The sequence below is a fragment of the Streptomyces sp. NPDC058758 genome (assembly GCF_042746075.1).
GTDB lineage: Bacteria > Actinomycetota > Actinomycetes > Streptomycetales > Streptomycetaceae > Streptomyces.
Genome location: NZ_JBHYPS010000079.1, coordinates 1 through 12,055, shown reverse-complemented (window position 1 = coordinate 12,055; position 12,055 = coordinate 1). Strand labels below are relative to the sequence as shown.

Sequence of the window (12,055 nt, the reverse complement as noted above, 5' to 3'; positions counted from 1 at the left end):
CCGGGGGGCTCCGCCGGCGGCCGCCCCCACACCTTGCGGGGGGGGCCCCGCGGGGGGGGGGGGGGGGGGGGGGGGGGGGCGGGGGGGCCCCCCCCCCCCCCCACGGCGGCGTACATGAAGCCCGGCGGCGGCGAGCGCGCCGCACAGGGCTCGGGGGGAGGAGCGTGCCGGGTCCAGTGTCTCCTCGGTGACGTTCACGGACGTCTCGAATTCAACAGCGCTAGCAGGACGAGGAAGACCACGGCGACGAACACCATCGGCACGGACACGAGGGAGGCGAGGTGGTCCCCGGCGAAACCCCGGGAGAGCGCCGCGATCGACACGATGCCCGCGGCCGGCGTGCAGTAACCGGCGAAGAGCCCTACGGCGGGCCCGTAGGCGCGTGGCGTTGTGGGAGGCGCCCCCGGCCCTCGGGCACTTCGTCGCCGGTTCGGTGTACGAGGCGGCGGTCAGGAGGGCCAGCGGTGGCGTGCGGGTGAGCGCCGCCCACATGCCGCTGCCCGACTTGGCGGCCACCACCTCCCCGATCAGTGCGTACACCCCCGCGCCGAGGACGTCACCGAGGATGAAGAAGTACAGCAGGCGGCTGGTCAGGGCCTGGCGGAGCGGCTGATGCGCGCCGGTGCCTCCGGGGCGAGAAGGCGCGGGGTCTCGTCTGTTGTGTCGTGCGGGGATGGAGGCGTCCGTCGTCCCTCTCGGGACACGCGTCTCTTCACCCCGCGCACCGGGCGCAGATGAGGCCTTCCGCAAGAAGCGGGCCCCGCGTCGGCCGGGACCGGGCGGTCGGGTGGCCTGACGGGGGCGAGGCCGTCGGCGGCCGGTCCCGTCCTCTTGCACGGCGCGGGACGATCGCCGTATGGTCTCGCGGGCGACGAAGATCACGTCGGGGTCTCCGCCGGCCGCACCGCGAGGTTCCCCGGCCTGATGGCCGGCTACGGATTCGCGACGCGCACGGCGGACCGGCGGCCGCTCCCGTACGGCCCGGGAGACCGAACGACGGACCTGCGCCGCCCCGGCCCCCTCCGTGTGGCCGCCCGGATCGGCCGCACCCATCGTTCCCGTCGCCTCGGCAGCCCGTGACCGCACCGCCCGGCAGGACGTCACCGACGCGCCGCGGACCGGCCCCGCGGCGGGGGACCGGAACCGACCGGACCCGGTGCGTCGCGCCGGAACCGTTCCGCGGGACGTGCCGGTCACCCCGTACACCGAGCAAGGAGAGATCTTGTCCCCCCATCCGCTCACCACGGACGCCGGCGAACCCGGCTTGCTGCCCCACGACTTTCCCTTCGACCCCACCCACGGGTACGACCTGCGGCGCCTCCTCGCGGTGGAGGCGCCCGCCGGCCCGGACGACTTCGCCGGCTTCTGGCGGGAGCGCCACGCCCGTGCGCTGCGCGTGGACACGGCACCCCGGATCGAAGGGCCCTGGAGCACGGTGGACGGCACGCGGGTCGCCGACGTCTCGTACACGTCCGCCGACGGCGTCCGCATCGGCGGGTGGCTGACCGTCCCCGCCGACGGGCGGGTCACGCAGGGCTGTGTGGCGGCACACGGATACGGAGGCCGGACGGCTCCGGCCCCCTGGCAGTCCCCGCCGGAGACCGCGACCATCTGGCCCTGTCTGCGCGGGCTGGGAACGCGAAGCCTGCTGCCCGGCGTCCCCTCGAAGTCGGCGGGGCACGTCCTGCACGGCATCGGCGCCCGGGAGTCGTACCTCATCGGCGGGTGCGTGGCGGACGTCTGGTGCGCCGCCACCGCACTGCGCCGGCTGGTGCCGGAGGCGGCCGGACGGCTGACGTACCTGGGCACGAGCTTCGGCGGTGGCATCGGGGCGCTGGCGCTCCCCTGGGACGACCGCTTCCGGGCCGCCGGCCTGACGGTACCGACCTTCGGGAACCACCCGCTCCGGGCGACGCTTCCGTGCACGGGCAGCGGGGAGTCGGTGCGTGCCCGGCTGGCCGAGGACCCCTCGGTGCTGGACGTCCTCGCGTACTTCGACGCCGCGACCGCGGCCCGGCACCTCAGGATCCCCGTACACGTGGGCGCGGCCCTGTTCGATCCGCACGTGCCCCCGCCCGGCCAGTTCGCGGTGTACAACGCACTGGCCGGGCCGCGCGAACTCACGGTGCTGCGGGCGGGACACTTCGACCACCCCGGCGAACCGGCCGAGACGGCGGCCCTGGAGGAGGCGCAGCGACGCTTCCTGTCGGGTCGGACCCCGTAACGGCACGCCCCGCCGGGGAGCCGCCACGGCGACGGACTACAGGGACGACCCTCCCTCGGAAGCGATATGCTGATGCAGAATGTGCAAAAGGTTTGCAGAACGAGGAGGGTCATGACCACGCGGGGGACCGATGCAGGAACGAACCAGAGCGTCGAACGGGCGGTGTCGGTGCTGCGCGCACTCGACTCCGGCCGACCCGAACTTCGCGTCTCCGATGTCGCCGAACTCACCGGACTGGGCTCCTCGACCACCTCCCGCCTGCTGTCCACCCTCGAACGCCTCGACATGGTCGAGCGGGACCCGGTCAGCAACCTCTACCGCCTCAGCCTGGGCCTCCTCCCCCTGGCCGCCACCGCCGCCAACCGCCACCCCGTGCACCGGGCTGCCCGGATGGTGCTCCAAGGCCTCGCGACCCGTACCGGGCTCGGGGCCAACGTGGCCGTGCGCCGCGGCGCCGAGCTGATGTTCCTGTGCAACTTCGAGGGCACGCGCGCCCCCAAGTCCTACACGCAGGCCGGGCACACCGCCCCGCTGCACGCCACGAGCATCGGCAAGTGCCTGCTCACGGGCCTGTCTCCCGCGGAGCGCCGTACGCTGCTGGGGGACCCTCTCGACGCGCACACCGAGTACACGACCACCAGTCACGACCTCCTCGACGCCGAGATCGACACCGTCCGGCGGACCGGGTACGCCGTCGAGGCCGAGGAGCGCGCCCTGGGTCGCGCGTCCCTGGCCGCGCCGGTCCGTGACGCCTCGGGGGAGATCGTCGCCGCCATCTCCCTGTGGGGTCCGACGTCGGTGTTCGGGGACGGCTCCGACCCCGAGGGGCAGCGCCTCGCGCTCGTGCGCGAGGTCATCGAGGCCGCCGACGCCATCAGTCAGGCACTCGGCGCGCTGTGACACGCATGGCGGAGGGGGAGGAAGCCGATCGGCTTCCTCCCCCTCCGCCATGCGGCTACGCGCCGTACGCCTTGAAGGCGATCACGTGGGCGTGCCGTGCCCCGTGCGTCGCGTCGACCACGAGCCGCAGGGCGTCGGTGCGCACGGGGCCGCCGTCCGGAGCGGTCAGCGGGTGTATTCGGTGGCGGCGCCGGTTGTCCGTCACCGTCAGGAGCGTGCGCCATGCGCCGGAGGCGTCGCGGCTCTGGACGCGGTAGTCGCGGACGAGTTCCGGCATGACCTCGTACGGGGTGCGGTGGCGGTGCAGGTTGTTGAGGTACTCGTCGACGTCGTCGTCGAACACCAGGCGGATCTCGGCGAGTTCCTGCGGGGCGGACCAGTCGAGGCGGAGCCAGGGGGACCCTTCCTCCGGAGCCGACGACCACATGTTCGGGCCGCCGTAGGGACGCTGGTATCCGCCGACGGCCCGTTCGGGGCGGAACGCCCCGGTGTCGGGAGCCGCCCGGAAGGCGAAGGTCTGCCGGCGCAGGCCCCGGGCCTGCCATTCCAGGACCGGCTGGCCGTCCTCCTCCGGGATGTCGTGGTCGACGCCCGCGTCGCCCTCGGCCTTCCTGCGCAGCGCGAGGACGCCGTCGGTGCGTTCGGGGAGGAGGACCAGCGCCGTGTCGGCGCAGGCCCGGACGATGAGGATCGCGTTGCGGGGGGTGCCGGGGCGGTGGTCGAGGCGGGCCGTGACCCAGTGGGGGCCGCTGGGCGGGACGGTGACGGTGGTCGTGAGCAGGTGGTCGGCGGGGACCGCGTTCTCGGGCCGGCCCGTGCCCCACAGTTCGACGGTGAGGTCGCGGGACCGGCCGTCCGGGGCGCCGTGGACGAGCAGGTCGACCGAGTCGAGGGCGGGGTCGACCGGCAACAGGAGGGCGAGGTCGCGGTTGAGGGGGTACGGGGCGCCGGGAGCGTCCCGCGTGGGTTCGGCGGCCAGCCGGGTCAGGCTGGAGGAGGCGGTGACGTGGGCCGCGCGTGCCAGGTTGCCGGGGTCCTCGTCGGCGAGGCCGATCACGGAGGCGTCCTGGCGCAGCAGGGTGCGGTGCACCAGAGCCATCCGCTCGGTGGCGAGCTCCCGCGGCGTGAGGTTCTCGGCGACGCACAGGGCCGCGGCGGTGCCGGCGGCCTCGCCGAGCGTCGCGCAGGTGGCCATGACGCGGGTGGCCCCGAAGGCGATGTGGGTGGCGGAGATGTTCCGTCCGGCGAAGTGCAGGTTCGTGACGTTCGCCGAGTAGAGGGAGCGCAGCGGGATGTGGAAGACGCCGTCCGCGTACCGCTGGCGCGCGCCGGGCTCCTCGGCGTACATCCCCTGGACGGGGTGGAGGTCGACGGACCAGCCGCCGAAGGCGATCCGGTCCTCGAATCGGCGCTGCTGGAGGATGTCCCGCTGGGTGAGGACGTGGTCGCCGAGGAAGCGGCGGTACTCGCGCTTGCCGGGCAGGCTGCCGGCCCACTCCAGGGTGAGGTTCGCCGCGTCCGGGAACCGGCCGGAGTTCTTGATGTGGTCCCAGACACCCATGATCACGGCCTGGAGCTCGTCGCGGATGCGCTCGTTGTCGTGGACGGTGTCCAGCTCGCCGCCCCACTCGATCCACCAGTAGTCGCAGCCGTTGTCGCCGGTGCGCAGGACGCGGTTGCGCAGGATGGAGGTGGTGGACAGGTCCTTGGCGTACGCGGGCGGGACGAACTTCACCGGCCGGCCCGCGTCCCTGGTGTGGAACAGGATCGTCGAGCCGAGCAGTGCCCGGTCCGCCTCGGCCGGCGCCCAGGGCTCGTCGAACTCGGCCCGGGCCTCCCGGCCGATGCGGTAGCGGGCGCCGGCGAGGTGGCCGACCAGGCCGTCTCCGGTGCAGTCGAGGAACTGGCGTGCGCGGAAGGTGATGCGGCGCTCCGAGCCCATCATCCAGCCGGTGCAGGAGTGCACCTCCCTGCTGTCTTCGGGGCCGCTCGCCTCGACCTCGTGCACATCGGTGTTGAGGTAGAGGTCGATGTTCGGTTCGGCCCGGACGGCGTCGAGGACGACCTGGTCCCAGTAGTAGGGGTTGCCCTCGGGGTTGCGGTACTGGTTCTCGGTGTACAGCTCGCCCATGATCCCGGTCTCGCGGGCCCACCGCTGCACGCCGTGTGCGCTGGCGCCGCAGACCCAGACGCGGATCTCGCTGCTGGCGTTGCCGCCCAGGACGGGCCGGTTGTTGACCAGGGCGACGCGTCGACCGAGCCGGGCCGCAGCGATGGCGGCGCAGGTCCCCGCCAAGCCGCCGCCGATCACGGCGATGTCGTAATGGACCTCTTCTTCCCGCACGGTGCGGCCTCCTTGATGTGAAGCTCGGACACTCCCGCCACGGCGGGAGGCCTTGAACGTACATCACATCCACATTGTGCAACCACTGTTCAATCAATGGGACTCGCTGTAAGTTCCGGTTGCGGCCGCCACCCGGCCACGGTGATTCGCCGTGCGCGTTCAGGGCAGGTCGGACGTGTGCGCAGACCCCTCGCAGAGTCGGTGATTCACCGACGAAAGGGGTTGACGCCATCGCAAGATATGAAGAACGATCCCGCATGCTGCAACTTGTATTCATCGAAGTGGCGGCACCCCCAGGGCCTCGGAGCTCCCGCCACCACGTGAGAGGACAGATCCATGAGTACGGCCGCACCTCCCCAGAAGGCGCCCCCGCCGCGCGAGCAGACCGGGGGGCGGCTCTCCAACGGTGCGTTCGCCCTGCTGCTGGCCGCACCGGGACTCGCCCTGTTCGCCGCGATCATCTGCTACCCGCTGCTGTCGGCGCTGTTCACGGGCTTCTTCCGACAGGACCTGCGGCTGCCGGGCCGCGAGTTCGTCGGCCTGGACAACTTCGCCCACTGGCTGGACGGCGACTTCCTCACCATCCTGGAGCAGACGCTGACCTTCACCGTCGGCGCCACCCTCGTCCCCTTCGTGATCGGCTTCGCACTCGCGCTCGCGCTGAACACCGGCCTCAAGGGCGGCGGCTTCCTGCGCGGCCTGTTCCTCTTCCCCTGGGTGATCCCGGGCGTGGTGGTCTCCTTCCTCTGGATGTGGATCTTCAACGCGAACTACGGAGTGCTCAACGGCCTCCTCATGGAGGCCGGCATCCTCGACGAGTCCGTGGCCTGGCTGGGCCGGCCCGGCACCGCGATGCTCGCCGTCATCGTCACCAAGACCTGGGCCAGCTTCCCCTGGATGATGGTGATGCTCCTGGCCGGTCTGCAGACCGTGCCCAGGGAACTGCACGAGGCGGCCTCGATGGACGGGGCGGGATCGATCCGGCGCTTCTTCGCCGTCACCTGGCCCCAGGTCCGCGGCGTCGCCTCGATCGTGCTGCTGCTGGAGTTCATCTGGAACTTCCAGCACTTCGACACCATCTACGTCCTCACCGGCGGCGGGCCCGCCGGCACCACCGAGACGTTCGCGACCGCCGTGTACCAGACCGCCTTCAAGGGCTTCGACATCGGCCGGGCCACCGCCCTGGGCGGACTGTGGATGCTGCTCCTGCTCCTCCTCGTCGCCGTCTACCTCAGGATCACCGAGCGGAAGGGCGACGCCCGATGACCTCCACCACCTCCACCCCCCTGCCCGCGGCCGTCCGCCCGCGCCCGTCCGCCACGCGGGCCGGGCGCGGCACCCGGCGCCCCCTGCGCAAGGACCTGCTGCGCTCGCGGATCGCCGCCTGGAGCGCGGTCGCCGTCATCGGCGCCTTCGGCCTGCTGCCGGTCTACTGGCTGCTCGCCACCGCGCTGAGCACCCCCGAGTCGACCTTCCAGTTCCCGCCGAAGCTGATACCCACCGATCTCACCCTCGGCAACTTCACGGCCCTGGCCGAGAACGACCAGCTGATCAACTACATGATCAACTCGCTCATCGTGGCCTCGATCACCGCCGTGCTGAGCGTGATCGTCGCCACGTACATGGGCTACTCGTTCTCCAAGTTCCGCTACCGGGGACGACGCTCGCTGATGCACCTGGTGCTGGCCTCCCAGATGTTCCCCCAGGCACTCCTCCTGGTGACGCTGTACACCGTCTTCTCCAGCCTCGGCATGCTCAACACCTACTCCGCCCTGGTGCTCTCCTTCACGACGTTCACCATGCCGCTGTGCGTCTGGATGCTGAAGGGCATCTTCGACACCATCCCGGACGCCCTGCTGGAAGCCGCGTCCATCGACGGCGCCTCCCGATGGCGGACCCTGCACTCCATCGTGGCGCCGCTGGCCGCACCGGGGATGATCGCCGCCGGGCTCTTCGCCTTCGTGCGCGGCTGGAACGACTTCGTCTTCGCGCTGACCCTGGCCGGCAAGGAGAAGCAGACCCTGCCCCCCGGGCTCGTCTCCACCTACATCGGCGAGTTCCAGACCGCGTGGCCCCAGCTGATGGCGGCCTCGCTCGTGGTGTCCGTCCCGGTGATCGTCGCCTTCATGTTCCTGCAGCGCTACCTGGTCGGCGGCATGACCGCCGGCTCGGTCAAGAGCTGAACCCGCGGGTTCGGCCCGCCCCCTTCCACGCCCCCCTCCCGCACACTCCCCATGGAGAGAATCATGACCACCTCTGGCATCAGCCGGCGCGCGGCGCTGCGCATGTTCGGCCTCGGCGCGCTCGGTGCAGCGGGCGCCGGCGCGCTCGCCGCCTGCGCGCCGTCCGGTGCGGGCTCCCCGTCCAACGGCGGCGACCCGAAGTCCAAGGACTTCGACTTCACCTCCTGGTCGCTCAACGAGGAGGCCGCCAAGCCCTCGATCGAGAAGATCATCACGGCGTGGGAGAAGGCCGAGAAGTCGACCGTCCGCGCGGTCTCGTACCCGTACAACGAGTACCTGAGCCAGCTCACCCTCAAGCTGGGCGGCGGCGAGACGACAGGCGCGGTGCACCTCGACATCGCCTGGCTCGCCGCGATGGCCCAGATGGGCAAGCTGCTCGACCTCGGATCGGTGGCCGCTGAGGCCGGGTACACGGACGTCGCCCTCAAGAGCGGCGTCTACGACGGCAAGCAGTACGGACTGCCGTGGAACACCGGATCGATCGGTGTGATCGCCAACTCCAAGCTCCTGGAGAAGGCGGGCATCAAGAAGCACCCCACCACCGTCGAGGAGTTCGAGGCCGCGCTGCGGGAGCTCAAGGGGCTCGGCGGCGGCGTCGTGCCGTACGCGGCCGCCACCAAGGTCGCGCAGCTCAAGGACATCTTCCCGTGGATGCAGACCTTCGGCTGCACGATGCTCGACGGCGGGAAGGTCACGATAGGCGACGACGCCTCCGTCGACGCGGTCACCTGGTACAAGAAGCTGCACGACGAGAAGCTGATCGCCGCCGACGTGGACCGCTTCGACGCGCGCGCCCTGTTCGGACAGGGCAAGGCCGCCTTCTACGACGACGCGATCATCGGGAAGGGCGTGACCTCCGCCCAGTCCAAGGACAAGACGCTGGCCGACGCCATGCAGCCCATGGAACGTCCGGTGCTCAAGGCCGGCGACACGCCGCAGGCGCTGCTGTGGGGCGGCGTGATCGCGATCGTGAAGGGCAAGGGACAGGAGGCGGCCACCCGGTTCGCGCTGCACACCACCACCGACCGGGCCACCACCTCCGAGTACTTCGCCGCCCGCGCCCTGCCGCCGTCCACCACCGCGGGTCTCGCCGCCCCCGAGGTCGCCAAGGACGCGTTCACCACGGAGTGGACCCGGAAGATCACCAGAACGGCGACCGGCAGCCCGTTCTGGCAGTTCGCGCAGAGCGCCCAGATCGAGGAGGCCATCGCCAAGCAGGTACAGGCGGTCCTCGTCGGCACGGCGAAGCCCAAGGACGCGATGAAGCAGGCCGGCGAGGACACCGCCGCGCTCATCAAGCGCTGAGACCGGGCGCCGCGGCCCGGGCCCGGTGAACGCCGCACGCGTCGCCGGGCCCCGTCCGCGCCCCCGCCCCGCACGAAGACCGCGCCGACCGGCTCCCCGGCCGACGCCGTGCGCGTCATCCGCCACGCCCGCACCCGCACCCGCGAAGGGGCTCATCTTGCGACGTCACCTGCTCCGCACGTACACGACCGCGGCCGCGGCCCTGGCCGCCCTCCTCCTGCCGGCCCCGGCCGCCGGGGCCGGCACCGAGCACACCACGGCGGTCGCGGCGACCGTGATCGAGAAGGTCCCGTACGCGATGGACGCGTCGAACCAGGCCGCCTGGTGGACGCCCGTCGCCACCTACGAAGGCCGCGGACAGTACACGTACTTCGCCTTCAACGAGCCGGGTTCGACGGCCGCGACGCACCGGCCCGCCATCGCACGGCGCGACCCGGACGGCGTCTGGAGCCGGCTGCCGCTGCTGAACGGGGACGGACAGCAGGCCGAGTTCCCCGACGACAACGGCCACAACCAGCCGTCGGTCGCCCGCGACGGCAGCGGGCGCCTGCACGTCTTCACCTCCATGCACGCCAACCCCTGGCGTTACTTCCGCACCGAGGCCCCCGGCGGGGACGTCACCGACCACGCGTCCGAACTGCCCGACCAGGGCGTGGGCATCACCTACCCGATCGTCACCACCGCCCCCAACGGCGACCTGTACCTGGCCGCCCGCGTCGGCGCCGCCTCCGACCGGCGCCCCGGAAAGCTGTACCGCTGGGACAACGCCGCCTCCCGCTGGAGCGTCGTCGCAACCTTCGCGAGCGCGCTGTACCGCTCCGTGTACCCCGACGACCTCACGGTGGACGCCTCCGGCCGCGTACACCTCCTCTACGAGTGGGCGAAGGCGCCGGCGACCGCGTTCCGCCACCAGCTCTCGTACCTGTCCTACGACCCGTCGACCGGCGCCTTCGCGGACAGTGCGAACACCACCGTCACCACACCGGTCACGCCCGCCACCTCCGACGTCGTCCAGGACCTCACCGCCGGCGAGGAGTGGAGCACCGACAACGCGTACACCGGACCGGCGGTGCAGAGCGCCAAGCTCACCCTCGACGGCTCCACCCCGAAGATCGCCTACCGCTACCGTTCGGCGGACAGCGATGGCCACTTCCGCGTCTACTACGCCTATCCGAGCGGTGGCGGCTGGGTCGGCAAGACCGTGTACGCCGGCGGACAGACCGCGAGCGCGCTCGGCATCACCTGGGACGAGACGGACACCAAGCGGATCTACTACGTGACCGCCTCGGGCACCGACCGGGTCTTCTCCGCGACCCAGTCGGCGGACGGGACCTGGACCGCCCTCTCCGTCACCCCGGGCGTGACCGCGGACCGGCTCGCGGTACGCCGGAACTCCGACGGCCACGATGTGCTCTATGTTCCGGACACCGCGCACAACGCCCTCTACTACGCGACCCGCTGAGCAACTCCGAAGCGCCGGCCCCCGGGACCGCGGCCAGGCCACGGCAGGTGAGGTTCACCGTCGTCGTGCAGTACACCCGCAAGACCACCGACGGCGAGTACGACGCGGGGCAGGGCCAGAAGATCGGTGTCATCACGGCGTACTGCCACCACCTGGACGACAAGCGCCCTACAGAGGCCACCATGTGAATGTGCCTCAGCCGCGCGACGAGCAGACGGCCTCCGAACGGCTGCTCTCCCTCGATGGGCAAGCTGGGACGCGCTCCAGCCGGCCCCCGCGCCGCTGCGGCAACCCCCGGCCGTGTTGCACGTCTGACCTGCGATGAAAGCGCCAGGCGCCCGACCGGGGACCGCTGTTGCACCACCGCGTTGCAGCGCCGAGCGCACGAGACCCCGGGCCCTGTCGGCGGGCCCGGGGACTCGTGTGGTGGGGGAGCGGTCAGAAGTCGTCCCCGTAACCCTCCCGATCGGAAGGTGGCCCGAACCGCTCGATGAGGTCGCAGGTGCACGTACCGCCCTCGACGTTCGGCATCAACAACAGGTGGTAGCGATCTGCTGTTCCGGGCACGCCGCTCGGTTCACCGGGGAGTAAAGGACCACGCCCCCGCACCTGCTCGTACGACAACCATGCAGCTGCGCCTGGCCTGTTCCCCTGAGTGGCTGTGGGAACCGCGGACGCCCGGCAGAATATGAACATGCCAGATGAGTCTGCTTTATACGGCCTGGTCAGTGGGGTTATCGGGGCGCTTATCGGGGCCGGCGCGGCGGTCGCGGGACCGTTGTTGCTGCACCGACGCCAAAGAGATGTTCAGAAGGAAAGCGAGAGCCGGGGGCGGCACGAGGCGAGAGTGGGGCGGATGATCCGCTTGCGCAGCGGTACCCGGGCCTGGCAGGACCTGCTGGAGGAAGCGTGGGCGGAACTGCAAGCAGGTCGGCCGGTTGACGCCGGTCGCCTGGCGCAGGCGTGCGGACAGGCTCGCCAGGCGGTGAACGACGCCTTCGACGAGGGGCTCTACGAAGGGCTCTGGTGGACGCACCCCCGTCAGCACAATGCCCTGGCTCCGGAGTTGCGCATCCCCTCGCACCCGCGGTTCCGTAACAACGGTTGGGACATCACCGATCTGGGCGACGCCCTCGCCTACACCACCAGCGTCCTCGTCGAGGCGGCCCATCACGGTCCTCCCCTGACCGGCGAGCTGCAGCGCAAGGCCACCGCCGCCTTCACAGCCCTGCGCGCCGCACGGAACGAGCTGGCCGCTCACATCCTCAACCACCTCGAACCGGACACAGCGGAGAGCTGAACGGCGGCGCGGGAGCTGGCGGAGTGTCTGCACGGCGACGTCGCCGCCGGGGCCGGCGCAGGTGGTGCAGGGCGAACGCGACGATGCCCGGTGTCATGCTGTGCAGGAGGTCGGCGAGAGCGGCGCTGTGCGCGTCGGGATGGAGCTCGCCCCCGCCCGACAAGGCGTACGCCAGCCTGTACGTGGAGTCGGCCTGCTCGGTGAGGGTGGCGTTCGCGGCGCCGCGTACGCCCGTGAGCCAGTCGGTGGTGAACAGCATCTGCTCGATGGCGGCACC

At 71.5% G+C, this 12,055-nt stretch carries 10 protein-coding genes and 1 pseudogene; 8 read left to right on the top strand and 3 right to left on the bottom strand.

From position 1 onward, the window contains the following. Positions 1-203: 203 nt before the first annotated feature. A pseudogene (locus ACFW6A_RS38815) lies at positions 204-582 on the bottom strand (amino acid permease); the annotation flags it as partial. A 640-nt stretch (positions 583-1,222) separates the two neighbouring features. Between ACFW6A_RS38815 and ACFW6A_RS38810 the strand changes: the two are divergent. Both ACFW6A_RS38810 and ACFW6A_RS38805 read left to right on the top strand, forming a co-directional pair. Further along, positions 1,223-2,224, top strand: a complete 1,002-nt coding sequence (locus tag ACFW6A_RS38810) for an acetylxylan esterase (RefSeq protein WP_386480297.1) — start codon at positions 1,223-1,225, stop codon at positions 2,222-2,224. A gap of 111 nt (positions 2,225-2,335) precedes the next feature. Further along, positions 2,336-3,124: an IclR family transcriptional regulator gene (locus ACFW6A_RS38805; protein ID WP_386646589.1), complete on the top strand. Its 789-nt coding sequence runs from the start codon at positions 2,336-2,338 to the stop codon at positions 3,122-3,124. A gap of 55 nt (positions 3,125-3,179) precedes the next feature. On the opposite strand, the gene ACFW6A_RS38800 is transcribed toward ACFW6A_RS38805, so the two are convergent. After that, positions 3,180-5,468, bottom strand: coding sequence for an FAD-dependent oxidoreductase (locus ACFW6A_RS38800; RefSeq protein ID WP_386646587.1), 2,289 nt, complete (start codon positions 5,466-5,468; stop codon positions 3,180-3,182). Positions 5,469-5,804: 336 nt separating this feature from the next. Here ACFW6A_RS38800 and ACFW6A_RS38795 point away from each other — a divergent pair, with 336 nt between their 5' ends. From ACFW6A_RS38795 to ACFW6A_RS38770, 6 genes are all read left to right on the top strand, one after another. Further along, positions 5,805-6,734: a sugar ABC transporter permease gene (locus ACFW6A_RS38795; protein WP_351852951.1), complete on the top strand. Its 930-nt coding sequence runs from the start codon at positions 5,805-5,807 to the stop codon at positions 6,732-6,734. Next, positions 6,731-7,651, top strand: a complete 921-nt coding sequence (locus ACFW6A_RS38790) for a carbohydrate ABC transporter permease (RefSeq protein WP_351852948.1) — start codon at positions 6,731-6,733, stop codon at positions 7,649-7,651. Before ACFW6A_RS38795 ends, ACFW6A_RS38790 begins: the two co-directional genes overlap by 4 nt. A 63-nt stretch (positions 7,652-7,714) precedes the next feature. Then, complete coding sequence (locus ACFW6A_RS38785; RefSeq protein WP_351852945.1) at positions 7,715-9,016, top strand: extracellular solute-binding protein; 1,302 nt, start codon at positions 7,715-7,717, stop codon at positions 9,014-9,016. A 157-nt stretch (positions 9,017-9,173) separates the two neighbouring features. Beyond that, positions 9,174-10,478 (top strand): BNR-4 repeat-containing protein, encoded by a 1,305-nt coding sequence (locus ACFW6A_RS38780; RefSeq protein ID WP_386646584.1) that lies wholly within the window; start codon positions 9,174-9,176, stop codon positions 10,476-10,478. A 47-nt stretch (positions 10,479-10,525) separates the two neighbouring features. Then, positions 10,526-10,666 carry a hypothetical protein gene (locus ACFW6A_RS38775; protein ID WP_386646582.1) on the top strand — a complete coding sequence of 47 codons (141 nt, stop codon included), beginning with the start codon at positions 10,526-10,528 and terminating at the stop codon, positions 10,664-10,666. Between the two features lie 668 nt (positions 10,667-11,334). Continuing rightward, positions 11,335-11,778 (top strand): hypothetical protein, encoded by a 444-nt coding sequence (locus ACFW6A_RS38770; protein ID WP_351852938.1) that lies wholly within the window; start codon positions 11,335-11,337, stop codon positions 11,776-11,778. On the opposite strand, the gene ACFW6A_RS38765 is transcribed toward ACFW6A_RS38770, so the two are convergent. Next, positions 11,744-12,055, bottom strand: a 312-nt coding sequence (locus ACFW6A_RS38765; RefSeq protein ID WP_386646580.1) for a hypothetical protein, incomplete at its 5' end; no start/stop codon positions are given. The two genes, ACFW6A_RS38770 and ACFW6A_RS38765, sit on opposite strands and share 35 nt — an antisense overlap.